We start from the raw sequence: 23,483 nt of genomic DNA on the forward strand, positions 1-23,483 counted from the left end.
GACGTGCAGGTCAATCGATGAGCGTCGCCCTCCCGGCGACAGTGCAGGCGACCTTCAGCGGCGGGCGCACCGAGCAGGTCGCGGTGGCCTGGGAGGCGTTCGACGCGTCCGTCCTCGATCGCGCCGGCGAGACCCTCGTGGTGCGCGGCGCTCGCGAACGGAGCGGCGACCTGGGCGGTCGCGACCTCACGGCGGTCGGCGGAGTGGACGTGACCGCCTCGGCCGTCCCGCGCTGCGTCGCGGGCAAGGTCGTGCTGACGGGTGACGACCAACCGCGGGACGGAGCCGCAGTGCGCGTCGTCACCTCCGCGGGCACCAGGTCGCGGCCCTCGCGCCGGGTGCTCGAGCGACGACCACGTTCAGCACCCGCTCGACGTCCGTCTCCGCCGGTTCAGCAGCAGTGACCGCCACGACCGGAGGGGCGTCCACCAGCGTCTCGGCCCCTACGGGGGCACTCAGCTGCTGCTAGACTCCCACCGACAACGACGCCGATCGGCCTGGACGAGGGGGAATGCCGGGGCGGTGGCCGTGGAGGTGGTCCTCACCCGACTTCGGCACCAAGACCGTCTCGGTCGCTGCCGGACGGACCGTCACGCAGGCGTTCCTCGACCCGCAAGGCGACCGTCGCCGTGGGCCCGGTGACGGTGGACCTCTCAGCCCAGTCCGGCGGCACGACGCGTCGGACGAGGATGTAGGCGGCGTACGCCCTGACGACCTGCAGCTGATCGAACGCCTCGCGGCGGGCCTGACGTCCGGCCCGCCTCTCGTCGTGTCCTCTCGGCCCCTCCGATGCGGTCAGGGGCGTCGAGTGCGAGGGGTGGTGGGGGCCGGGGTGCGAGCGCTCCGTCCCGCGAGACGCCCGCACTACGAGCCCCGCCGCCGCCCCTGACCAGGACGACGGCGGCTCCGCGGTCAGGTCACATCCCGTCGATGATCATCGCCTCGGTGATGTCGACGTTGCGCTCGAAGGCGAGTTCGGAGAACTCGTTCGAGTAGTTCAGGCCGTAGGCCAGATGTGCGGTTGCTGCAGTTGAGCCGGGCTCCTGCGCCGTCCCATGACTGGAGGAGGGCGACGGCGTAGGCCGGTCCAGGCTCCGTCGACGCACTTCGCGTAGTAGCCGCCGCTGGTGCCGATGCCCAGGGTGTGCCCCATCTCGTGGAGGGCGGTCCCCTCGACCATGGGCAGGTCGGCCTCGAAGCTCATCACTCCGTCGAGGTTGGCCTCGGCCGTCGGGACGCCGGGGTTGTAGAACACGCGGAGGTGCTTGGAGATGCCGGTGCGGGCGTTGTAGCGGTCGACGGCGCTCCGACGGCCGCGTCGATGCGGGCGTAGGCGTCGAGCTGGTCGGCGGTGGGGTTGCGCTTCGCGGTAGACGGTGTAGGTCACCCCGTCGACGGCGGCGTTCGTGATGCGCCAGCGCTGAGCGGTGCTGGTGGTGCAGGTCTGCTGCTGGATCACGGCGCCGTCGACCTGGGCGGAGTCCTTGTTCTCGATGCAGAGGCTGCTGTGGCGGTTGGCGATGCTGCTGTAGCCGTCGCCGACATCCGTGATGCTCCACTGCTGCACGGGCAGAACCGTTGCGGGTCCACTGGCGCACGTCGGCGCCGGGGGTGGTGCTCCAGTCGTAGTCGTCGAGGCAGAGGCCGGAGTGGCGGTTCTTGATCTCGGCGAAGCCGGTGCCGAGGTCGCGGATCTCCACGGCTGGTTGGCGCCCTCGGGGCAGTTCCACTGGCGCACTTCGGCGCCGGGCGTGGTGTCGAACCGGTAGTCGTCGAGACAGAGTCCGCTGTGCTCGTTGCGGATCTCCTGATCGGTGCCGGTCGCGACGGGGGTGGCGGCGGCAGAGGGCGTGCTCACTCCGAGTGTCGTGAGGCCGACGAAGATCGCGGCGGCGAGGGCGCCGAGCACCGTGCTCTGCGCGGGGACGTCGTTGTCCTGGTCATGCGTGTTCCCTTTCCCTGGAATCCCGTGGCCCGACGGACGACGGGAGGCTCGTGACCCTGGAGACCGCCGACCGCTCTCGAGGAGCGATCGGCGGCCTCTCTGGTGCGTCACCGCGCGAGTGCTGCGGTGAGGCGCGCTGGTCTTCGCGCGTGGGGGAGCGGTCAGCCGCAGCGCAGCGCCCGGGTACGCCGCGCTGATCGGTGCGGTGGCCGCACCGACCGTCGCCGTTCCCGACGGTGAGCCGGCGGTGACCGACGCAGCACGGGTCGAGATGGCGATCGTGCCGGTCTTCCCTGCGCCGACCAGCTGCGTCTTCTCGCCCCAGGGGGTGCTCCAGCGGATCGACGCACTGTCGGTGCCGGTGTTCCTGGACGCGATCGTCAGGACGACCTTCCCCGAGATGCATCGCGCGGTGGCGCTGGAGGTGACCTTCGCCGCGGAATCCTCGACCACGACGGTCGTGCGGACGGTCCGGTTGGCCGTCGCGACCTCCTCCGCACGGGTCATGTCGAGCACGGGGAGGCCGTCGGCCGCCCAGTGGATGCGGCGGAGGTAGGCGTCGCGGTTCGATGCTGCCGTCGGCGCGCGCGTGGAACACGAGCACCTCGTTGCCGTCCTCGTCGACCGTGAAGCTGTTGTGCCCCGGGCCCCAGAGGTTCGCGACGGGGTCGCTCTTCACCACCGGCGCGTCCGACTTCGTCCACCGACCGATCGGTCAGATCGGCGCCCGAGGGTGCGACCATGAGCCCGATCGCGTAGGTGCGGTCGACGTTGGAGGCCGGGGTAGGTCAGGAACACCTTCCCGTCCCAGAAGATCGCCGTGGCGCCCTCCGCGACGTTGCTGGTGTTCGTCTCCCAGCCCAGCGACGCGGTGATGAGCTTGCGCGGCTCGCTCGTGAGCCGCCACGGGTTCGCCGGATCGATCGTCGCGATCCAGAGCTCGGCGTCGCCGACGACTCCGCCGGTGATGTAGCGCTGCGACCACGCGACGTAGGTGCGTCCGCCGTCCTGGAACGCGGTCATGTCGAGGCTGATGCCCGGGTGCTGCGCGTCGCGCTGCAGAGCGGAGCCGTCCTGCTTCAGGACCGGTCGGGGCGCCTCCCAGTCGGCGAGAACGGTCCGGTCGCCGCCGGTGCGGAGCTTCTGCGCGTAGGCGGTCACCCGCTGCCAGTCCACGGCGCCGATGCACGGCGAGAAGAAGGCGTAGAGCTCGCCGCCGAGCTCGTGCAGCTCCGGTGCCCAGTAGCAGCCGGCGATGCCGGCGGTGCCCTTCTGCACGATGACGCTGTCGGGCGCGGTCCGCAGGCCCTCGATTGTCAGGGCGCTGCGGAGGAACATGCCGGGCTGGTCGTCGCCGCGGTCGTCGGTCGAGATGAAGAGGTAGCGGTCCTTCCACTTCAGGATGTTCGGGTCGGCCTCGGCCCGGAGGAACAGGGCGGCGTAGTCGCGCTGCCGCACGGTCCCCGAGACCTGGTAGGTGCCGGGCTTCGAGGTGTCGACCGCGGCGAGGTCGGCGGCCGACCAGTCCACGGGCAGCTGCTTCGTCGATCCGTCGGTGTACGAGGCGTCGCCGTCCCGGGCGTCGGCACCGCGGCGCCCTGGGCGACCGTGGTACCGGCGACCTGGACGGTGGTGTTGCGGAGGCGGCCCAGGCGGTTCTCGAGGCCGGTCGCGGCCGGGGCGGGGAGCACCAGGACGTTCGAGGGCACCGCGCCCTCGATCGTCGTCGTGGCGGCGGGGTCCGACAGGGTCAGCCCGCCGGCGCGGAGGTCGCCGCGGGTGGCGGGGTCGGCGAGATCGCCGAACGAGCGCGAGTACTCGGCTCCCTGGGCGTCCTTCCAGGTGACGCGGTAGACGCCGGCGGCCGAGTCCCGGACGGCGCGGGGATCGACGGCCGCGGACACTCCGAGGTCGAGGAATCCGGCCGGCTCGTACGCCACGAGGTCGGTGGAGGTGAACAGCAGGGGAGTGCCGCGGTGCGCGGGGTCGGACGTCGCCGTTCGCGAGCGTGCGGGTGGCGAGCACGCCGTAGCCGCCGTCGGCGAGCGAGAACACGTACGGGTCGCGGAGCGTCCGGGTCTCGACGAGGTCGAGTGTGCCGGTCAGCTGCGCGTCGGCGAAGAGCACGCCGTAGTTCTCGTTCAGGGCGGTGGTGCCAGTGCGGGTCGCGCCGAGGCCGAGGTGCATGCTGTACGCGAGCTTCGGGCCGTAGACCTGAGTGGCGAGGGGCGTGCGCTCGTACGAGAGCAGGTAGCGCGCCTGCGCCGTCGGGAGGACCCGGACGTCGAACGCCTTGGCGCTCGTCGCGGTGCCGGAGGCGCAGCTGGGCGGTGACGACTCCCGAGACCGCGGCCGAGCCGGTGACGCGGAGTGCGCCGTCGACCACGCCGAGACCGGCGGTGCTCGTCGTCCAGGTGATCGTCGAGCCGGTCGGGGCGGCAGGGCAGGACCTCGCCGTCGGCGACGGTCGGACGCAGGACGACTCCCTGCGCGAGCGCGTCGAGATCGGCCTGAGGGTTCTGCGTGGCGACCGTGAGCTCGAAGGAGCGGCTCGGTGGTCGCTCCGCCGAGCGCGAGCGACGCGGTCAGCGTGACGGGCACGTCCGATCCGCTACTGGGCCGGGTGACGACTCCGGTGCTGCTGATGCGGGCCGGGTCGGAGCTCGTCCGCGTGATCGAGGCCCTGCGCACCCGTGGTCGGGAGGCGGAGGTCCGCGGTCACTCTGCCGGGTCGAGGTCGATCGCCGCGGCGTCCGAGGCGAGTGCCGCCGTGCGGACGGCGGGGTCCACCCCGGTCCAGTAGGCGTCCGAGACCTGCTGGGCGGTCAGCGCGGAGGTGCGGATCTCGAAGTCGCGCACCCACCGCGGTAGAAGGGATCGGGGTAGGAGGAACGGCCGATGTACCCCACGAGATTCGTACCGAGGGCGGACACGGAGCGGTTCGTCGTGACCTGCGAGATGAGCCGACCGTTGTAGTAGCCGGTGAGCTTCCCGGGCTCGAGCACGGTCGTGTAGAGGCCCCACTGCGCGTCGGTGGTCAGGCCCGGCCGGAGTGCTCGAGCCCGAGATCCCGGCCTCGGTGGTCCACGGGGCGGAGGGGTTGCTGCTCGCCGTGATGACGGACTTGAAGCGGCCGGAGGGGTCGCGCGGGTTGAGCAGCCAGTACTGCGACGGCAGGTTCTCGGTCGTGCCGAAGAAGGCCGCCGCGTAGTTGCCCGCGCCGGTGTCGTTGCGCAGCCAGGACTGGATGGTGAGGGTGTCGCGGCCGTCGACGAGGCCGCGGGGCATCTCCACGTACGCGGCCGAGCTGCCGCTCGCGCCGCCGGGGAGGCGCAGCTCGTCACCGACGACGCTCGCTCCGGTGCCCCGGAGGACGGCGTCGCGGCCGCCGCCCGAGGAGTCGGGGACGGTCGTGCCGGTCAGCTGGGAGAAGTCGTACTGCACGAGGAGGTCTTCCGCCGCGGCTGCGGGTAGAGCGGGGAGGGTCACCCCCGCTGCGACGACGATCGAGGCGAGGACCCCGGTGAGGGCGGTCCTCCAAAGACGGACGGAGGTCATCGATACTCCTTCGTATCTGCGGCGCCGCTCGGCGCGTGGTGGATCGAGGTGGACGCACGAGCGCGGCCGGAAGCCGGGCGGGAGGACGCTGAGCGCCCTCCCGCCCGGAGTGGTGCCGTCAGCTGCAGCGCGCGGCCGTGTACGTCGCGGTCACCGGCGTCTGCACGCCGCTCGCGGTCGCGGTCCCCGTGAGGGTCCCCGCGGCCACCGACGTGGCGCGAGTCGAAGATCGCGAGGGACGAGGTCTTCATCGCGCCCACCTGCTGCACCTTCGCGCCCCAGGGGGTGCTCCAGCGGATCTCGGCGGCGCTGGCGCCCGTGTTCTTGGCGGTGAGGGTGACGACGACCTTGCCGGCGACGCACCGCGAGACGGCCGTGGCGGTGACCGGGGCGGTCGAGGCCTCGACGATGACGGTGGCGCGGACGGTCCGGTTGCCCGGCGCGACCTCCTGCGCCTTCGTCAGCGACAGATCGAGTGCGCCGTTGGCGCGCACGTTCACGGCCTTGAACCAGGTGTTGCGGTCGGCGTCGAAGAGGCCGCCTGCGCCGTTCGGGTCGCTGGCCTGGTGCGGCTCGGGTAGGGCCGCGCGTGGTAGGCGAGGAGGAGGTTCCCGGAGGTGTCGTGGAGGAAGGAGTTGCTGCCCGCCGCCCGCGTGGTCCTTCGTGTAGTAGTCGTCCTCGTCCGCTCCGATCCGCCCGGCGGAGGTGTCGTTGGTGGTGAGCACGGGGAACGGCGTCTGCGTCCAGCTGGCGGGGTTCTGCAGGTCCGCGGTGGCGTCTGCACTCAGCATGCCGAGGGTGTAGAACTTGTCGACGGTCCCGCCGGAGTAGGTGGGATGTGGATCTTGTCACCCTGCTGCACCATGAACGGCGCCTCGACGATGCCCTGGTCGCGGCCCTCGGTGGTGTCGGACGGAGTGGGCGACTGCTTGCCGATCTCCCGGCTGGCTCTCGCCGTAGACGCGGCTGAGCGTTCCGTCGACCAGGGGACGGTGCCCTTGGGTCCCTGCTTCACCTTCGAGATCCGGATCTGCTTGTCGATCGGCATGACCCGGTAGCCCTGCTTCGCCCCGGCCTCCATGCGCTCGAAGTAGCTGACGTCGAAGGCGGCGCCCTCGAGGATCACCGGCTCGCCCCAGTTGCCGCGCTCGAGGAATCCGCCGGCCGCGATCGACGCGTCGGTGCCGGTGTAGGGGATCAGGACGGTGTTGTCGCACCAGCCGCCGACGGGCGCGTAGCCCTTGTTCATGCCGGCGACGATCCACCAGGTGCCGTTGATCTTGTGGAACTCCTGCGCCCAGATGAAGCCGCCCCAGCCGTAGTGCGTGTTGGGGAACTCGCCCTCGCGTCCGGGAGTGCCGGCGTCGGGGTCGAGGACGATCTGCTCCGGAGCGTCCTTGAGACCCTCGATCGTCGTCGCGCGCTTCAGGCCGATCTTGCGGTAGCTCTGGCTCTCGTTCACGGGCTCGAGCGAGGACTGGGCGTAGTGCGAGCCGGTGAGGTAGTAGTAGCCGTCGTCCTCGTTGAAGAACACGTGCGGATCGGCGCGGGCGTCGCTGACCATCTCCTCACGGTGCTGCTGCACGGTGCCGGTGACCTCGTAGGTGCCGGGCCGGGTCGTGTCGAGCGACTCCTCCGCCCAGTCGACCGGGAGGTTCTTGGTGGAGCCGTCGTTGTAGTCGAGCACGACCTGGTCCGGGAGTGCGGTGTCGACGGCAGCGGCGGTCGCGCCCTGCGGCACGCTCGCTCCGACCGGCTTCACGCCGGTGTTCTGCAGATCGACGTAGTTCTTGTAGAAGAGGTCGAACTCGGTGGTCGTGAGGCTGGAACTCGCTCGCCTGGTTCTGAGTGGTGAACGACGGGAGACCCGCGCCCTGCACGCCGAGAGTCCGGGCGTCGGCTCGGGTCGTGGCGCCCGGGGTCGTGCCCGCGGCGAGGTCGTTCAGCAGCGTGACGCGGCCCTCGCCGGTGAGCAGGTCGGTCCAGAAGACCTTGTACTTCTGCGCCGCGGCGTCATGGACGATGCGCGGATCGGTGACGACGGAGCCCGGTGCGAGGCGGATCGCGCGCTGCTGGGTGAGCGAGCGCCCGTCGGGCGAGGTCCAGAGGTAGACGGAGTCCGTGGCGTTGTTCTGGCCGGCGACCGCGCCGAGGGACCCGTCCGCCGTGCGGAACAGGCTGGGCGAGCCGACCTGCGCGTTCGGACGATCGGCCTGGTTGCCGTCGTTCGCCACGGAGAGGATCGCCTGCGATCGGTTCAGCGGCTCCCACGTGCTCGCGCCGGTGGGCAGCGCCGCGGCGTAGAGCGCGTCAGCGCGGCGATCGTCGTTGTAGGCGATCGGATCGTCCTTGACGCCGTTCGTCGTGGTGACCGTCTTGACGTAGGTCGCGATGCGGCCGCCGGGAGCGACGAGGCGCGCGTCCCAGGCGAAGGTCTGGGCGACGCCGTCGACCGCGGCCTGCACGCGGACGGCGACCGGTGCCGGGGTGAGCCCGGTCGTGTCGACCGCTCCGTTCGCGGCGATGCGGGCGGCGCCCGCGCCGGTCGCGCTCCAGGTGATCGTGCGTCCGAGCACCTGCGAGGGCAGGTCCGGAGGGCGTCGACGGCACGGCGAGCGCCGCTCCGACATCGGTCGCGACCGTCGTGCTCTCGGCGCCCAGCTCGGCGCTCGTGAGCGCTCGATCGTAGACGCGCAGGTTGTCCAGGAGTCCGGTGAAGTACTCGCCGCCGCCCCAGTTCGCCTTGCCGACCTGCAGCACGCCCCCGGCCGCCCCGAGGATCTGCGTCAGGTCTTGCCGGACGCATTCACCGCCACCGGCTTCCTGTCGACGTAGACGCGGGCCGAGGAGCCCGAGATCACGAGGTCGACGTGCTTCCACGCCGTGGTCGCGCTCGGCGCGGTCAGGTTGCCCGAGGTGTCGCGGCTGCCGGCGTTGTCGTAGCGCTCGACGGTGATCCCCGTCGTGCGATCGAGGATCCCGAGGTAGTGCTCCTGCGCGAACTCCTGGCGCACGGCGGAGCGGGCGGCGAAGACCGACCAGCCGGTGTTGGTGGTCGAGTCGGGCCTGCTGTCGTACGAGAGCGTGATGCTGTCGCGCCCCTTCAGCAGGGGAGTGCCGTCGGCGGCCTTCACGTCGAGCCAGAACGACGGGGAGAGGCGCACGGCCTGTCCCTGCCCCTCCTGCCCTGCGATGAGGGCTGCGGTGCCCTGCAGCTCGCGCGGGCCGAGCGGGTCCGTGAACGCACCGCCGCTGGGCGCCGCGTCGAACGTGAACGAGCCGAGCAGGCTCTGCTCGGGGTCGGAACCGCGGCCGCGGCCCCGGTCCTCGGCGGCCGCCACGGGCACGGTGCTGCTCGCGACGAGCGCGGCGGCGGCCAGGGCGGCGATGGTCAGGGAGCGTGTGCTCGAGTGTCGTCGTCTCGTCCTCATCGACAAGAGTCCCTTCGGGTTCGTCTTCGAATCCGCGCCGCTGCGGTCTGCCTGCTGGTGATCGAGATCGACGAGAGGGTTCCGCGCGGTGTGGTGATCGGACCGTATCGTTAATTGTTCACGGTAACAAGGCAGACGGATCGCCGTGTCGTCTGCGCTGCAGACGAGGACCCGGCAGGACGGCGGCGCCCGCCCGGCCGGGTGGGACCAGTCCCCTCGTGGTCGAGGCTGAGAACCTGTTTCCGTGTTGCCAGGATGTCGAGTGGACGACGCCCGAGCACACTGTCGAGGATGTCGTCCGCTCAGGGCTCTCGCCCATCCCACCCAGAGCATCACGGCTAGCCGCTTCGGATCAGTGAATGGCGAGCTCGGTGCCGGCGACGGCTGAGGAGCCGAGGTCACTCTTCGGGAGGGCAGTGCCCGTCGAAACGGCGTCGGTCCAGGCGCCGGTGGTGCCGACGGCCGCGAAGTTCGAGTTCAGCAGGGCGAGCAGCGTGGTGTGCACGGTCTCTGCGTCGACGGAGCCGGCCGCGTTCGAGATCGCGATGGCGCCGGTCGCGTCCGACAGGACCTCGGCCGCGAGTCCGTGCGTCTCGGCTTCGGCGGCCGAGGCGAGGATGCAGTTGTTGGTCATGTAGCCGACCAGGGTGATGGTGTCGACATCGTGCCCGCGCAGCCAGGAGAGCAGATCGGTGCCGGCGAAGACCGTGCCGAAGCGCTTGGTGATCGACGTCCACTCGGTCGTGCGGCGGCGCTCGATCTCGGGGTGCAGCGCGAAGCCCTCTGTGCCGGGGGCGAAGACCGGAGCGCCCTCACCCGCGCTGTGCTGGAAGGCGGCGATGGGGATGCCGGCGGTGGTTGCGGCGTCGATCGCGGCGGCGATCCGGGGGAGCGAGGAGGCGTGTGGCGGGAAGCGGATCTCGAGAGGTCCGGCGAAGTACTCCTGCTGGACGTCGACGAGGATCAGGGCGCGGCGGGGTGCGGTCATGGTGTCGTCTCCTGGGTGTGCGGGGCGGTGCTCCGATCCTGACGGCGGATGCTCGGCGCGACCAGTGGCACACCGGCACCCCCTACGATGGATCCGGGCCAAGCGGAGGAGGTGCCCGTGCGGATCGCGATCCACGCCGTCGACGGCGTCACGATGTTCCACCTCTCGGTGCCGCAGACGGTCTTCGACGAGGTCCGGCGACTCGGGATCGCGGAGTGGGAGACGGTGCTCTTCGCCGACCGGCCCGGCTCGATCCGCACGGCCGAGGGCTACCGGATCGACGGTGTCGAGGGTCCGGAGGCGGCCGGAACCGCCGATCTCGTGGTGATCCCCTCCTGGATCGACGACGGACGCGCGCCCGGCGCGGACCTCACCCGCGTGCTCCTGGACGCGCACGCTCGCGGCGCGTGGGTCGCGGGTCTCTGCCTCGGCGCGCTCGTCCTGGCCGACGTCGGCCTGCTCGACGGCCGTGCGGCGGTGACCCACTGGCAGGCGGCGGCGGGGATGGCGGCGCGCCACCCGTCGATCGCGGTGGACGCCACCGCCCTCTACCTGGACCTGGGCGACGTCCTGACCTCCGCGGGCACCGCGTCCGGTCTGGACGCCTGCCTGCACGTGGTCCGCAGCGCACTCGGAGCGGAGGCGGCGAACCGGGTCGCGCGCAGCCTCGTCGTCGCGCCGCACCGCGAGGGCGGGCAGGCGCAGTACATCGAGCGGCCGCTGCCCCAGGAGCCGGAGGACGACCGCATCGCGCGCGCCTCCGCCTGGGCCCTGGCGCACCTCGAGGAGGAGCTGAGCGTCGAGCGCCTTGCGGCGGTGGCGCTGATGAGCCGTCGCTCGTTCGTGAGGGCGTTCCGTGCGGCGACGGGGACCACTCCGGCCTCCTGGGTGCGCTCGCGCAGACTCGATCATGCGCGTCGGCTGCTCGAGACGACCGATCTGACCGTCGACCGCATCGCGGCGGACTGCGGATTCGGGAACCCCGTCACGCTGCGGCAGAACTTCGCGCGGGCGTTCGGCAGCACGCCGTCCGGGTACCGGTCCCGCTTCGGCGCCCGGTGACGAGGCGTGCACCCTTGGCGGCAGCGAGGGTGCGCGCGATCACGCGCCCTTCTGGACCGAGGTGCTGATCGGCGTCTCGTGAGCGAACAGATCGAGGACCGGGCAGTGCGCGTCGACCGCGCTGCGCAGCTCCTCGTATCGCTCCTCCTTCTCGGGGCCGGTGAGGGTGACGGAGAGGCGGACAGCGGTGAACCCGGCACGCACCGCCTCGTCCTTGCCGAAGAGCCGGGCCGCGTCGAGGTCGCCCTCGGCCTGCACGTCGATGGAGTCGAAGGGGATCCCCAGAGCGTGGGAGTAGAGGCGGAAGACCACGACCTGGCAGGAGATCAGCGCGCCGAGGGCGACCTCCACAGGGCTCGCGGCGACGTCGTCGCCCGCCAGAGCCGCGGAGCTCGTCGACGAGGAACGAGTGCCGGCCGGCGGTGATGCGGCTGGCCACGGCGCCCTCGCCGCCCCCTCCGACCCGGTAGGTGAGGTGGGCGGACGAGCGGTCGGCGTCGATCCGCTCGCCCCACGCGGTGGACGCGGCGTCGAGGCGCTCGGAGCGGAGCGCGGGGGAGGAGTCCAGGGTGATGGCGGTGTCGGTGAGGGTCATGCGGACACCGTAGGCAGACGGAAGCCGGACTGATCGAGGGACGGCGTCACACCGGGTCATACGGGAGGCGAGGTCACCCCGTCCGGAGCCGACGGCGTTCGCGCCACCGGAATGGTGCACGAGGAGCGGGCGTTGCCCCGAGGGTGACGATCGAACCCGTGGTGCTCGAGGACGTGCTGGCTTCGCTCGAGGTGACGCTCGGGGCGACCCGGCGCGTGACGGTGCCGCCCGGGGAGCGCCTCGGACTCGCACCGGGCGCCGTCGTGCTCCTGTACGTCGTCGAGGGCGCGATCACCGCGCTCGCTCCGTGCGCGACCGCCTGCGAGCTCGACCTCCCCGCCGGCGAGGCGACGGCCGTCCGCCCGCCGCGGGCGCTGCGGGCGGGTGACGCTCTACTGACGTTCGGCGGGCAGCCCGTGGAGATCGCCTCCCGGTCGGGGCGCGGCTGACCGTCGTCGAGGTGCAGCTCGAGGCCTCGGCATGCCTCCTGCCGCTGCCGGAGCTGGTGATCGCCGGCGGGTTCGCGCGGCTCGAGCCGGCCGCGGCGGCGCTGGCGGCGCAGCTCGGCACGGCCGTCGACGGGACGGTGCGGTCGGGTGACCCCGTCATCTGCCTGCTGATGGTGCGCACCGTGCTGCTGTCGGTGGTGCGGGCGTGGGCCGTCGGCGACACCGCCGCTGCGCTGCCGACGACCGGCGACGCCTACCTCGACCGGGTGGTCGCGGCGGTGGACAGCGAGCCGGGCCTCGAGTGGACGGTGGACCGCCTCGCGAGCATCGGGGCGATGTCGCGGACGGTGCTCACGGAGCGGTTCCGCGCGGCCTTCGGACGCACCCCCGCGGGCTACGTCACCGAGGTGCGGATGCGGCGGGCGAAGGACCTGCTCGAGGCGGGGCGCAGCGTGTCGGAGGCGTCGCGGGCGCTCGGCTACTCCTCCGACGACGGCTTCCGCCGCGCGTTCCGGCGGCACGTCGGCGTCGTGCCGTCGCAGTGGCGGACGGCACGACGCGCGGCGTGAGCGCTCAGACGGCGGACCGCCGGTTCGACGAGCCGAAGAGTGCCGCGCCGAGGAGGAGCAGGACCGCGCCGATCGCATAGTCGGCCTCGACGCCGACCTGGTCGACGAGCACGCCGCCGACGCCGGCGGCCACCACGATCGCGGCCTGGAAGCCGACGACCACGAGGCTGCCGCCCGCCTCGAGGCGGTCGGTCATGCGGTGGCCGACCCAGGCGTTGACGATGATGAGCCACGAGGCGAAGAAGAAGCCCCAGACGAACACGGCGACGGCGACGGCGGCGATCAGACCGGGGAGCAGGAGGACGGCTCCCACGGCGATCGCGATGGCCACCGGCGCGACGACGCCGAAGAAGGCGAAGGAGCGGTCGATCACCGATCCGATGACGATGTTGCCGATCAGGCCGCCGGCGCCGAAGAGCGCCAGCAGACCGACCACTGTCGCGGCGTCGACGCCGTCCGTGCGCTCCAGGGCGAGCCGGATGTACGTGTAGGCGAGGAAGTGGCCGAGGACGATCAGGACGTGCCCGGCGAAGCCCTGGCGCACGCCGCGGCGGCGCACCGTGTCGAGCAGGATCCCGAGCCCGGCGGCCGGAGCGGCGGGGACGCTCGGGAGGACGAGGCGCAGCGGGACGGCGAGGAGCGCGGTGAGGACGCCGATCAGGACGAACGCCGCGCGCCGGTCGACGAGCTCGCTGAGGATCACGCCGAGAGGGACGCCTGCCACGGTCGCGAGGGAGAGCCCGGCGCTGGTGAACATGGTCGCGCGCCCCACGCGGTCCTGGCCGGCGACCCGGGCCGCGACGGTGATCGACATGGACCAGAAGGCGCTGATGGCGGCTCCCAGCAGGAGTCGCGAGAGCAGCACGAGCGGGAGGGTGGGCGCGAGACCGGCGAGGATCCCGGAGACGCCGGCGGCGACGGCCGTCCAGAGCGAGCAGGCTGCGGCGGTCGAGCCGGGGGACCATCAGGCCGATCGTCGGAGCCACGAGGAGGCCGACGAACGCGGTCACCGTGACGGTCTGGCCGGCCTGGCCGGGCGTGACGTCGAGTCCGGCCGCCATCTCGGTGAGGACGCCGTTGGGCAGGAACTCGGCGGTCACCAGCCAGGAAGCTCAGGAGCATCAGGACGACGAGGGGCACGTAGGGGAACCGCCTCGCTGTCGTCTCGGGGCGGACGACGGGGAGGGACGCGCCGAGGGCATGTGCTCGAGTCTGGCGGTGCGGTGACGCCGCCGCCCGACCGGACGGCCGGGGGATCCGACCGGACGACCGCGGGACGGCGAGCGCCCTGCGGCGCGGCCTCCGCGCCTGAGTCCCGCCCGCGCCCGCGGAGCCGGTGCGGTGATTCAGGGCGCTCGGAGGGTGTTCGGACGGCCTTCGCTCAGGCGGGACCGGGATGATCGACGCTGATACCCGACGGAAGGTCTTCTGTGAGCACTCTCAAGCGCATCCTCAGCATGGCGTCGAAGGCGCTCGACTCGAAGAGCTCGACGAGCTCCGCCGCGCGCCCCGCCTCCTCGAGCGGAGGGACGGACTGGCGCGATCTGGTCCGCACCGCCGCCGACAAGGTGACGGGCGGCTCGCGCCCCGCTCCCCAGTACGGCGCCCCCGCGCCCCGCGATTCCTCTCGACCGCAGGACGCCCGCCCCGGGCAGCCGGTCGTGTCCGCGGAGGATCGCGCGGCGATCGCGCGCTACGACTACCTCCTCCGCACCGCCGACCCCGAGCAGCTCGAGCAGGTGCACCGCGACGCGTTCGCGAAGCTGACGCCGGCGCAGCGCTCGCGTGGTCGAGGCGCGCCTGCGCGACGAGCTGCCCGCGAACGAGCAGCCGCGCTCCTCGGCGCCCGACGACCTCGCCCGTGCGGCCACGCGCGGCGAGGCGCAGAACCCCGGCTTCCTCAAGAAGATGTTCTCGAAGCCCGGCACCTGGAGCCCTCGCAGGCGCCGGAGTCGGCGCCGTCGCGGGGGTCGGCCTCGGTGCCGCGGGCGGTCTGCTCGCAGCAGTCGCCGGCGGCGCGGTGCTCAGCAGCGTCGGCGGCTCCCTCCTGCAGGGAGTCGATCTCGGAGGGCCTGAGCGGCTTCGGCGACCTCGGGGAGTTCGGCGACATCACCGGCTCGGCGGGCGACTTCGTCTCGGGTGCGGGCGAGCACGTGTCGGGGCTCGGCGAGCAGGTGTCGGACTTCCAGATGCCGGACCTCGGCGACCTCGGGTCGTTCTTCGACCGCTAGACCGCTGGACCGCTGGACCGCCAGGCCGCTGGACCGCCAGTCCGCTGGGCTGCTGGTCCGCTGGTCCGCCCGGCCGTCGGACCCGCTAGGCGTCGGATCGTCCCCGGGCCCCGGACGGGCGCGGCGCCGCACGAGCAGTGCGAGCGCCGCGCCGACGATCCCGACGAGCAGCAGCGCGCCCCGGTGATCGCGACCGCGGTCGTCGACCAGTCCGGCAGGATCCGCACCACCGTGCCGTCGAGGAGCGTCCAGTCGCAGGACGCGCCGAGCGGCCACCACGACCACCCCGCCGCGCAGCAGCTCGCCCTCCTCGGCGGGCACTCGCGCGACGCTCGCCAGGCACGCGGCGTCGAACCCTCGACGGGCGAGCGCGGCGTACTGCAGCGGAACGAGCGCCAGGAGCGCGATCCCTGCGAGCGCCACGACGCCCGAGGTGAGGGCTGCGAGTCGTCGGGGCGTGACGCGCGTACGGGTGCGCGGGCGGTCGGGGGTCGGCTCGCTCATCCTCCGATCGTGCCACGGTCGACTGAGGGGAGCCCTCCGCCCGGATGGTCCCCGCGACCGGGGGCACGTACCCTCGGTGCATGGGGACTCTCTTCTCGCTGCTGACCGTCGTGCTGATGGTCCTGGCGCTCGTGGACGTCGTGCGCCAGCCGGACAACGTCGTCCGCAACCTGCCCAAGATCGTCTGGATCCTGCTGATCGTGTTCATCCCGCTCATCGGAGTGACGATCTGGTTCCTGCTCGGGCACGAGTGGAAGCGGGGCGAGGGCGGCTCCTTCATCCCCGGCGGGCGCACGCCCCGGCAGCGCCGGCGCCCGGCGGCGCCGCAGACGATCGTCGTGCGGCCCGCGCAGAAGTCCACGGAGGAGCAGCTCGCCGACCTCGAACGCGAGGAGGCGCACTACGCCCGCCTCGCAGAAGCGGCGTCGCCGGCTCGAGGGCGAGCGACCGCAGGACGCCTGATGCCGCCGTCGGCGCGGACGGACCCGCGCCGGCGACTCCGGCTCAGCCCGTGGTCGCGAAGTTCGACGCGCTCCACTGCACAGAGGCGATCTTGGCCTGGCCGGCGATGCTGGGGTGGAAGTAGTCGACCTTGCCGATGAGGCTGCTGGTGACCGGAGTGGCGGTCAGCGCTCCGCCGTCGTAGTCGCAGAGCGTGCCGGCGGCGGCGCAGGCGTTCTGCAGAGCGGTGTTGTACTGGGCGGTCCGCGTCTTGGCCGCGGCGGCGGAGGCGCTGGCGGCCGTGGTGCTCAGCTTCGCGCCGGTGGCGGAGACGCCCCGGGTGGTGCGGCAGATGTTGCCCGAGGACCAGATGACGGCTCCGAAGCCGCTCCGGACGACGGCCCACTCGCCCGCGACGTTGGGCATGGAGGCCAGCACGATCTTGGCCGCGGGCCAGGTGCTGCGGATCTTGGTGATCGCGGTCGTCGCCGATGCGCTGAAGGTCGAGGCGGGCGTCATCGTGTAGCCGTCGGCGGCGACCGGGTTCTTCGCCGAGCACAGGTCGTTGCCGCCGATCAGCAGGGTCACCACGTCGGGTTTGACTCCCGCGGCGACGGCGGTGTCGACGCGCGAGGGGACGGCGGCGATGAGGTCGCCCGAGACCGAGTAGTTCACGGCGGTGACCGTGGTGCCGGGGTTCGCCGCGCGCAGGCGCTGGGTGAAGGAGTTGACGGTGGTGTTCGTGCCGGTCGACCAGTTGTTGCGCGGGCAGTCGGCGAACGAGCCGCAGGTGCCGTAGCCCTGGGTGACGGAGTCGCCGAGGGCGAGCACGGACAGCGTGGGCGTGGCGGCGGACGCGGCACCGGCGGGCACCAGGGCGGTGGTCAGGGCGAGGACGGCGCCGGCGGCCAGAGCGGCGAGGCGGCTCCTCCCGGCGGATCGGCGCGGGCGGGGAGGACGTGACTCGGCATGGGGGATCGCTCTCGGTCATCGGCGACGGGGGCCGCCGAGGTCGACGCTAGGTCCCAGGGGCGTCGGGCGCTCCTGCGGCTCTGGCCCCAGAACGGCCGGAATGCGGTTGCCGTTCGTCAGGGGGCCGGGCGGAGGATCCGCAGTCGGCTGATCGCCAAGCCGAGCGCGCCTGCCAGCACGAACGCGACGGCGATCGCCGCGACGTAGACGGCCACCGAGCCGTACCCGTTCGCCGGGTCCAGGAACGGGTAGGGCACCCAGCCGTCGGTCGCACCGCGCACCAGGACGACGACCAGCCAGACGACGGGGTACAGCACGACGACCCAGAGGCGCCGCCACGGGAGGGGAGGGCGATCGCCCACGAGCAGCCAGTCGAGCACGCCGTAGAGGGGGAACAGCACGTGCATTACCGTGTTCGCCCACGGCAGCGTGACCTCGCCCGCGAGACCCGCGAGCAGCAGGTTGTAGACGACTCCGACGATCGCGATGTACCCGGTCGCGGCACCGCGCGCGAGCACGAGCCCGCCGCTCTGCGGACGCCGGGCGAGCGAGAGGCCCCCGGTGACGAGCAGGATCGCCGCGAGCAGGATGTTGCCCTGGATGGTGAAGAAGCCGAAGAAGTTCCACGGGATGAGCGGGGTGCGCGAGGCGGTGTCCAGGGCCGTGGCCACGACGGCCGCGAGCACGGTCAGGGCGACGACGATCCGGACGAGGGCGACTGCGGTTCTCATAGCGCTCCTTCGGGTGACGGCGTCACTGCTCTGCCGAGAGTACCGGCGAGTCCGCGGCGCTAGCCTGACCAGGTGCTCACGATCGGTGTCGACCTCGCTGCGGAGCCGGCCCGAACGGCCCGGGCCGCCGTGGAGTGGAGCGCGGGGCGGGTGAGGATCCGCGAGGTCGCCCTCGACTCCTCCGACGCCGCCATCGTGACCCTGTCGCGCGGCGCGACGACGGTCGGCATCGACTGCGCGTTCGGCTGGCCGCTGGAGTTCGCCGCCTTCGTGCACGCCCACACGCGTCGGGAGGTCGCTCCGCGCAGCCTCGCAGGGCGCGACTGGCGCCGGCGCCTGGCGTACCGGGAGACGGACCGCGCGGCCCGCGAGGCGACCGGCCGCTGGCCGCTCAGCGTCTCGACCGATCGGCTCGGCATGACCGCGATGCGCTGCGCCGAGCTGCTCGAGGCGTTCGAGGAGGAGGGCGAGGTCGTGGACCGGTCCGGGGCCGGTCGTCTGGTGGAGGTGTATCCGTCAGCGGCGCTCCGGCACTGGCGAGATCGACACCGCGGGCTACAAGACCCGGCCCGAGGCGGTGCCGCGTGCGGTCGACGCCCTGCGCCGCGCCGCTCCGTGGCTCGAGGGACCCGCGGAGGCGTTCGCGCTGATGGCGCGCTCGAACGACGCGCTCGACGCGGTGATCGCGGCGCTGAACGCCCGTGCCCACGCGCTCGGCGCGACGCTGCCGATCCCGGAGGAGCACCGCGAGGCCGCCCGTGCGGAGGGCTGGATCGCGCTGCCGACCGGGCCGCTCGCCGAGCTGGTCTAGACGCCGAGCTGGTCTAGACGCCCAGCCAGTCGAGCGCGCCCGTGAGCAGGGCCCGGTGCGCGGGGGAGTCGTACGAGGCGGCCGTGTGGCCGAGCGCGTCGTAGACGGTGCGGCCCCCGCTCGGACGCTCGAGCGCCCAGATCAGGGGTGGTCGATCCCCTCGTGCTCGTGGACCGCCAGGACCTCGGCCGACGGCGAGACCTCGAGCCAGGAGTAGCGCTCGTCCTCGAGCTCGAAGTCGGCGGCCCCCGCGGTGACCGGGTGCCCCGCGCCGGTGATGCGGATGCGCGCCGGACCGAAGTCGGGGTGCATCGACACGTCGTGCACCCAGCGGCCTCCGAGGAGCCGCGGCCACTCGTCGGCGTCCACGAAGCTCGTGGACGAGACGTGGAGCCCGAGCAGGGGCACGGGTGAGCGGAGGAGCCGCGCGAGACCGGCTCGCGCCGTCGGGGCCGGCGACGCGGCTCCGTCCGCGGGAGGCCGACGTTCACGACGACGAGGTCGGGGAGGTCGTCGAGTCGCGACAGCGCGTCGTCGACATCGCCCCGCACCTCGACGCGGTGCCCGCGATCCGACAGCAGGCCGGCCACGGCGGCGCTCGTCCCGGCGAACGGATGCCAGGGATCGCTGTAGCGGCCCTCGCCGGTCAGGAGCAGGGTGCGCACGGGGTCCTCTCCGATGCCCGCGACGAGGAGCGACGTCTCGACGCTCCCGGCGGAACTCTGCCCCGGGTCTCCGCTCAGGCCGGGATCTTGGCGTTCAGGGCCGACGCGACGATCTCGGCGGCGCGCTCCGCCTCCTCGACGGTCGAGAAGGGGCCGGTCGGGATGAAGGGGTCGCCGAGGAGTCGGCGGTCGGTCTCGAGTCGGAACTGGGGCAGCTCCGCCCCGGGGACGACGACGATCCGGATTCCGTTCCGGCTCCATCGCGCGGGTTGGATGATGGGTGTCTGTGTCATGGTGCTCTCCGCTTTCGCGTGTCGTAGCGCGTCGGTTCTCACCTCATCGCGCTCACGTCACGCTACGTCGGACGGGACCCGCATCCACGGGCTTGACCTCTCGTTCGGGCGGGAGTAGCGACGTCGTCACCGCGCCGAGGTCCGCTCGCGCCGGGGCTCGATCGCTGCGTCGTCCTCGTCCCGCTGCTCCCGAGGGAGCGGGAGACGCGGCCGCTCGGCGCAGCCGGAGCCGTGCACCGCGAGGATCGCCAGGAGCCCGAGCAGGAAGACCGCGACTCCTGTGGCCGCGATGGGGAGGGCGACGGTGCCGAGCGGGCCTGGCTCGGGAGCGCCCTCGTCGGTCACGGTGAAGGTCACGCGCCGCTCCTGGGGTATCCCGTCGGCGTTCTGCCGGGCGAGGGCCTGCTCGAGGAACACGGACGTCGCCGCTCGGGAGAGCTCGGCGGCGCGGGCCGGATCGGGCGAGGTGCCGATGATCGAGAGGATCGGCAGTGACGCACGTCCGGGGTTGCGCTCGGAGCCGGACGGCTGGGTGGTGCGGCGGACTCCGCCGACGCCCTCCCGCTCACCGAGGGGACCCTGCCGCGCGACGACCTCGGACCGGACCGTCTCACCGCTGACGAGATACGCGTAGACCACCGCGGTGCTGCTGAGGTCCTCCTCCTGCGCCGCGCTCATGCCGGGCACGCGCTCCAGCGCGGGGGACTCCGACAGGAACGGGCTGCGCGGGCCGCCTCCGAGCAGCACGGTCGTCGCGGCGCTGTACTCGCGCTCGGCGCGGATCTCGAAGGCGCCGTCGCGGATGGTGAAGTGCACGGCCGTCGCGACGAGGGCGGCGAGCAGGGCGGCGGCGACGACCGCGAGGCGGTAGTGCCAGAGGACTCTGAGGTAGGCGGGGATCTCCACCCGACCAGGGTGACCGGCGGACCCTTTCGCCAGCCTTCACGCCCTGCGCGGGGATCCGGATCTCGGGCGCGCGCCACCCTGCGGCGACTCGAGAGCCGTGCCGTCCCCCGGACACCCGCGCCGCCTCGGCGATGATCGCGAGACCCAGCCCCGATCCTCCGGTGTCGCGCGCTCAGGCGTCGTCGCGGCGCTCGAAGCGGCGGAACACCCGCTCCCGGTCGGCCTCCGGCACTCCGGGTCCGTCGTCGTCGACCAGGACGACCGCCTCGTCCCCCTCGCGCAGCACGCTGAAGACCACGACGGAGCGAGCGTGGCGGAGGGCGTTGTCGGCGGCGTTCCGCACGGCGCTGCGGAGGAGGATCTCGTCTCCCCGCACCCGGGCAGGGCCGATCCCCGCGCTGCCGACCGTGGCCCCCAGCGCGCGGAGGCGCTGCGCCTCGAGCAGGGACGATGTCGTCGAGGTCGACGTCGTCGAGCGTTCTCGGGGCGCGCTCGTCGATACGGGCCAGCAGGAGCAGCCCCGACACGAGGGACTGCATCCGTTCGGCTTCGTCGTCGACGACGCGCGCCAGCTCGGCCAGGCGCATCGACTCGGGGTGCCGCAGCGCGACCTTGCGCGTGCTGGCGGATCGCGGCGACGGGGAGCGGAGCTCGTGCGATGCGTTCGAGACGAACGCGCGCTGAGCCGCCTGCGAGCGCTCGAGCCGCGCGAGGAGGCCGTTCATGGTGTGCGCGAGGCGGGCGATCGTCCCGCCCTCGCGGCTCCTGCACTCGACGCTCGGGTCGGCCGCCTCGATCGCCTCGACGTCGGATCGGATCCGCTCGACCGGCCGGAGCGAGCGGCCCACGACGAAGCGCACCGCCGCCCCTACGACGAGCGTGACGGCGGGCACCGCGACGGCCAGCAGCCCGGCGGCGGAGTCGACGGCGTCCTCCGCGCCCGCGAGGGTCCGTGCGACGACGACGGTCTCGCGCGGATCCCCGCCGAGCTGCAGATCAGCCGATGAGACCACGAACCGAGTGCCGGTGATCGTGACGACGGTCGGCTCCTCGCGGACCGGGAGCGGCACCGGGGACACGGACTCGGGGTCGGCGACGGCGACGACCGCGCCCTGCCGCTGCAACTGGATGACCACCTCGTCGGCGGTGAAGGCCGGCAGCCGGCCGGCGTTCTCGGTGTCACCCGCGATCTGCCGGGCCTGCTGACCGGCGGTGAAGGCCTCGGCGTCGACGAGCGGGCGCTCCAGGAGCGCCGTGAACGCCACCGCACCGGCGACGAGGACCACGAGGATCGCCGCGGAGACGAGCACGGTGAGCCGGACGCGGATGCTCCAGGCGGCAGGACGCTCAGCCATCCGGACGCCTGCGCCTCCCGCAGCCGGTAACCGGCTCCTCGGAGCGTCGTGATCGACTCCGTGCCGAACGGCCGGTCGATCTTGGCCCGCAGCCGCGCGACGTAGACCTCCACGATGCTGATGTCGCCGTCGAACGCGTCGTCCCACACGCCTACGAGGATCGCCTGCTTCGAGACGACCCGGTCGCTGCGGCGCGCCAGGAAGTCGAGGACGGCGAACTCCCGGGCGGTCGGGCGGATCGCGACGTCGGCGCGGCGCACCTCCGAGACGCGGGATCGATCACGAGGTCCCCGAACCGGTGCGCCACCGGTCGCTCCGGACGGCCGCGCCGCGCGAGCGCCCGCAGCCGGGCGACGAGGACGAGGTGGTCCAACGGCTTCACGACGTAGTCGTCCGCGCCCGCGTCGAGACCGGCGATCTGATCCCCGTCGCCGTCCTTCGCCGTCAGCAGGAGGACAGGAGTCCAGTCGCCCTCGTCGCGGAGGGTCCGGCAAGGGCGGATCCGCTCATCCCCGGCATCATAGAGATCGAGGACGATCGCGTCGTACCCGGTCTCGCGTGCGCGCCAGAGACCGTCGACGCCGGTGTGCGCCACATCGACGGAGAAACCCTCGGCCTCGAGCCCGCGGCGGACGCCGTCGGCGAACCACACCTCGTCGTCGACAACCAGAATCCGCATCCGTCGAGTATCACAACTCGCCGGGGGCCGACGAGGGGCGGCGTCACTCCAGCCGGTCGAGCGTCTCGCTGATCGTGCGCAGGCACTGGATGAGGACCGCCATCTGCTTCGCGTCGAGGTCGGCGAGCACCTCGCCCTCGGCGTGCACGAGGTGGCGCATCGCCTCGTCGACCCGCTTCGTGCCCCGCAGGGTCAGCGAGACGATCTTGCTCCGGGAGTCGGCGGCGTTCTGCTCGCGCAGCGCTGAGCCCCGCGGGCGGCGAGTCGGTCGAGCCGGTTGGCGAGGTTGCCGCTCGGGATGCCGAGGCGGGCGGTCGATGCCGAGGGTGAGCCCGGACGCGCCGTTCTGGCGGAGCATCGAGAGCAGCTCGAACTCCCACGGGGCCAGATCGCTGACGGCGAAGGCCTGCCGGCGGAACTCCTGCACGCGCGGGCTGAGGCGCCGCAGCCGCGAGACGACGTCGAGGGGCGCGAAGTCGAGGTCGGGCAGGGCCTCGGCCCGGGCGTCGATCACCAGGTCGACATCGTCGTCTTCACGCATCGCACTCGATTATCCCCTGCCGCGGCACGGGATCGGCGACCCCGCCCGCCGGGATCCGGCTGCGAGGCCCCTCGGGCGGCGCGGCGTGGGAGGATGATCTTCCCGTCGTCCGTTCTCCCCAGGAGCCCTTGTGCATCCCGCTCCCGTCGGCCGCCGCGAGCGCAACAAGCTCGAGAAGCTCGAGCGCATCACCGCTGCCGCGAGCGAGCTGTTCGCCGAGCACGGCGTCGACGAGGTCACGACCCAGCAGATCGCCGATCGCGCCGACATCGGCACCGGCACCCTGTTCCTCTACGCGAAGACCAAGGGCGAGCTGCTGCTCCTGGTGCAGAACGCGAACTATGTCGGGGCGCTGGAGCAGGGGCCGCGCCGCGGCCGAGGAGATCGAGGATCCCGTCGACGCGCTGATGGCGCTCGCGAGGCCGATCGTCGAGTGCAACCGGGCGCAGGTCGAGAACGGCCGCACCTACCTCCGCGAGATGGTCTACGGCGACCCTGAGGAGCCTGCCACGCGGAGGCCCTCGGCATCGTGGCGGGCACCGAGGAGGCCGTCGCCGCGCTCCTGCAGCGCGAGGGGCGGGTCGACGCGGAGCGCGCGGCGATCCTGGCCCGATGCTCAGCGCGATCCTGCTGCTCTCGATGTCCCTGACCGCGAATGCGGGCGCGAGCATCGACGAGATCCTGATCGAGCGTGCGGAGGCAGGTCGAGGCGATCCTGCCCTGACCGGTCAGTCCCGGTGAGTGTCGCGCGGGTCGG

General features: G+C 72.6%; 25 protein-coding genes and 3 pseudogenes. 8 read left to right on the top strand and 20 right to left on the bottom strand.

Translation table 11 applies throughout. The annotated features are described in order from the left end of the window. Positions 1-404, top strand: a 404-nt coding sequence (locus tag AC0CII_RS00815; RefSeq protein WP_465228417.1) for an Ig-like domain-containing protein, incomplete at its 5' end; no start/stop codon positions are given. A 593-nt stretch (positions 405-997) separates the two neighbouring features. On the opposite strand, the gene AC0CII_RS00820 is transcribed toward AC0CII_RS00815, so the two are convergent. The 9 genes and pseudogenes from AC0CII_RS00820 to AC0CII_RS00860 form a co-directional block, all read right to left on the bottom strand. Then, positions 998-2,452, bottom strand: coding sequence for an RICIN domain-containing protein (locus AC0CII_RS00820; protein ID WP_465228587.1), 1,455 nt, complete (start codon positions 2,450-2,452; stop codon positions 998-1,000). A gap of 168 nt (positions 2,453-2,620) precedes the next feature. Next, entirely contained in the window at positions 2,621-4,636 is a 2,016-nt protein-coding gene (locus AC0CII_RS00825; protein ID WP_465228418.1) for a family 43 glycosylhydrolase, read from the bottom strand. Between the two features lie 27 nt (positions 4,637-4,663). Beyond that, positions 4,664-5,503 (bottom strand): hypothetical protein, encoded by an 840-nt coding sequence (locus AC0CII_RS00830; protein WP_465228419.1) that lies wholly within the window; start codon positions 5,501-5,503, stop codon positions 4,664-4,666. After that, positions 5,500-6,294, bottom strand: coding sequence for a hypothetical protein (locus tag AC0CII_RS00835; RefSeq protein WP_465228420.1), 795 nt, complete (start codon positions 6,292-6,294; stop codon positions 5,500-5,502). The genes AC0CII_RS00830 and AC0CII_RS00835 overlap by 4 nt, the downstream gene beginning before the upstream one ends. Then, entirely contained in the window at positions 6,288-7,190 is a 903-nt protein-coding gene (locus AC0CII_RS00840; RefSeq protein WP_465228421.1) for an Ig-like domain-containing protein, read from the bottom strand. Before AC0CII_RS00840 ends, AC0CII_RS00835 begins: the two co-directional genes overlap by 7 nt. Then, entirely contained in the window at positions 7,072-8,133 is a 1,062-nt protein-coding gene (locus AC0CII_RS00845; RefSeq protein ID WP_465228614.1) for a hypothetical protein, read from the bottom strand. The genes AC0CII_RS00840 and AC0CII_RS00845 overlap by 119 nt, the downstream gene beginning before the upstream one ends. A gap of 40 nt (positions 8,134-8,173) precedes the next feature. Then, positions 8,174-8,383 (bottom strand): annotated as a pseudogene (locus AC0CII_RS00850) (LamG-like jellyroll fold domain-containing protein); the annotation flags it as partial. After that, positions 8,290-8,940 carry a hypothetical protein gene (locus tag AC0CII_RS00855; RefSeq protein WP_465228615.1) on the bottom strand — a complete coding sequence of 217 codons (651 nt, stop codon included), beginning with the start codon at positions 8,938-8,940 and terminating at the stop codon, positions 8,290-8,292. The pseudogene AC0CII_RS00850 and the gene AC0CII_RS00855, both read right to left, overlap by 94 nt. 346 nt (positions 8,941-9,286) lie before the next feature. Further along, complete coding sequence (locus tag AC0CII_RS00860; RefSeq protein ID WP_465225339.1) at positions 9,287-9,922, bottom strand: isochorismatase family protein; 636 nt, start codon at positions 9,920-9,922, stop codon at positions 9,287-9,289. Positions 9,923-10,039: 117 nt separating this feature from the next. On the opposite strand from AC0CII_RS00860, the gene AC0CII_RS00865 reads away from it, so the two are divergent. Continuing rightward, entirely contained in the window at positions 10,040-10,984 is a 945-nt protein-coding gene (locus AC0CII_RS00865) for a GlxA family transcriptional regulator (protein WP_465225340.1), read from the top strand. Between the two features lie 39 nt (positions 10,985-11,023). On the opposite strand, the gene AC0CII_RS00870 is transcribed toward AC0CII_RS00865, so the two are convergent. Continuing rightward, positions 11,024-11,335: an OsmC family protein gene (locus tag AC0CII_RS00870; protein WP_465228422.1), complete on the bottom strand. Its 312-nt coding sequence runs from the start codon at positions 11,333-11,335 to the stop codon at positions 11,024-11,026. Positions 11,336-11,737: 402 nt separating this feature from the next. Between AC0CII_RS00870 and AC0CII_RS00875 the strand changes: the two genes are divergently transcribed. Then, a complete protein-coding gene (locus AC0CII_RS00875; RefSeq protein ID WP_465228423.1) occupies positions 11,738-12,028 on the top strand; it encodes a hypothetical protein in 291 nt (96 codons plus the stop codon). An 11-nt stretch (positions 12,029-12,039) separates the two neighbouring features. Then, complete coding sequence (locus AC0CII_RS00880; protein ID WP_465228424.1) at positions 12,040-12,597, top strand: helix-turn-helix transcriptional regulator; 558 nt, start codon at positions 12,040-12,042, stop codon at positions 12,595-12,597. 4 nt (positions 12,598-12,601) lie between these two features. On the opposite strand, the gene AC0CII_RS00885 is transcribed toward AC0CII_RS00880, so the two are convergent. Next, the gene (locus AC0CII_RS00885) at positions 12,602-13,495 is read right to left on the bottom strand and encodes an MFS transporter (protein WP_465228588.1); all 894 of its coding nucleotides are present in this window, start codon (positions 13,493-13,495) and stop codon (positions 12,602-12,604) included. 532 nt (positions 13,496-14,027) lie between these two features. On the opposite strand from AC0CII_RS00885, the gene AC0CII_RS00890 reads away from it, so the two are divergent. After that, on the top strand, positions 14,028-14,828 hold the full coding sequence (locus AC0CII_RS00890) for a hypothetical protein (protein WP_465228425.1): 801 nt from the start codon (positions 14,028-14,030) through the stop codon (positions 14,826-14,828). 584 nt (positions 14,829-15,412) lie between these two features. Next, complete coding sequence (locus AC0CII_RS00895) at positions 15,413-15,934, top strand: PLDc N-terminal domain-containing protein (protein ID WP_465228426.1); 522 nt, start codon at positions 15,413-15,415, stop codon at positions 15,932-15,934. On the opposite strand, the gene AC0CII_RS00900 is transcribed toward AC0CII_RS00895, so the two are convergent. Both AC0CII_RS00900 and AC0CII_RS00905 read right to left on the bottom strand, forming a co-directional pair. Further along, positions 15,837-16,646 (bottom strand): SGNH/GDSL hydrolase family protein, encoded by an 810-nt coding sequence (locus tag AC0CII_RS00900; protein WP_465228427.1) that lies wholly within the window; start codon positions 16,644-16,646, stop codon positions 15,837-15,839. The two genes, AC0CII_RS00895 and AC0CII_RS00900, sit on opposite strands and share 98 nt — an antisense overlap. A gap of 215 nt (positions 16,647-16,861) precedes the next feature. Continuing rightward, positions 16,862-17,476, bottom strand: a complete 615-nt coding sequence (locus AC0CII_RS00905) for a Pr6Pr family membrane protein (protein ID WP_465228428.1) — start codon at positions 17,474-17,476, stop codon at positions 16,862-16,864. A gap of 129 nt (positions 17,477-17,605) precedes the next feature. On the opposite strand from AC0CII_RS00905, the gene AC0CII_RS00910 reads away from it, so the two are divergent. Further along, positions 17,606-18,304, top strand: a complete 699-nt coding sequence (locus tag AC0CII_RS00910) for a DUF429 domain-containing protein (protein ID WP_465228589.1) — start codon at positions 17,606-17,608, stop codon at positions 18,302-18,304. Positions 18,305-18,428: 124 nt separating this feature from the next. Here the strand turns inward: AC0CII_RS00910 and AC0CII_RS00915 are convergent, their stop codons facing one another. The 7 genes and pseudogenes from AC0CII_RS00915 to AC0CII_RS00945 form a co-directional block, all read right to left on the bottom strand. Beyond that, a complete protein-coding gene (locus AC0CII_RS00915) occupies positions 18,429-18,695 on the bottom strand; it encodes a ThuA domain-containing protein (protein WP_465228429.1) in 267 nt (88 codons plus the stop codon). A 331-nt stretch (positions 18,696-19,026) separates the two neighbouring features. Then, positions 19,027-19,245, bottom strand: a complete 219-nt coding sequence (locus tag AC0CII_RS00920; RefSeq protein ID WP_465225350.1) for a hypothetical protein — start codon at positions 19,243-19,245, stop codon at positions 19,027-19,029. Between the two features lie 126 nt (positions 19,246-19,371). Beyond that, on the bottom strand, positions 19,372-20,151 hold the full coding sequence (locus AC0CII_RS00925; protein ID WP_465228430.1) for a hypothetical protein: 780 nt from the start codon (positions 20,149-20,151) through the stop codon (positions 19,372-19,374). Positions 20,152-20,323: 172 nt separating this feature from the next. Beyond that, positions 20,324-20,527: an ATP-binding protein gene (locus AC0CII_RS00930; protein ID WP_465228431.1), complete on the bottom strand. Its 204-nt coding sequence runs from the start codon at positions 20,525-20,527 to the stop codon at positions 20,324-20,326. Positions 20,528-20,654: 127 nt separating this feature from the next. Then, positions 20,655-21,506: pseudogene (locus tag AC0CII_RS00935) on the bottom strand (sensor histidine kinase); the annotation flags it as partial. A 20-nt stretch (positions 21,507-21,526) separates the two neighbouring features. Continuing rightward, positions 21,527-22,185 (bottom strand): annotated as a pseudogene (locus AC0CII_RS00940) (response regulator transcription factor); the annotation flags it as partial. 43 nt (positions 22,186-22,228) lie between these two features. Continuing rightward, on the bottom strand, positions 22,229-22,726 hold the full coding sequence (locus AC0CII_RS00945; RefSeq protein ID WP_465228432.1) for a MarR family winged helix-turn-helix transcriptional regulator: 498 nt from the start codon (positions 22,724-22,726) through the stop codon (positions 22,229-22,231). Between the two features lie 130 nt (positions 22,727-22,856). Here AC0CII_RS00945 and AC0CII_RS00950 point away from each other — a divergent pair, with 130 nt between their 5' ends. Next, a complete protein-coding gene (locus AC0CII_RS00950) occupies positions 22,857-23,225 on the top strand; it encodes a helix-turn-helix domain-containing protein (RefSeq protein ID WP_465228433.1) in 369 nt (122 codons plus the stop codon). Positions 23,226-23,483 lie beyond the last annotated feature (258 nt).

It is taken from the genome of Rathayibacter sp. AC182, from assembly GCF_979253875.1.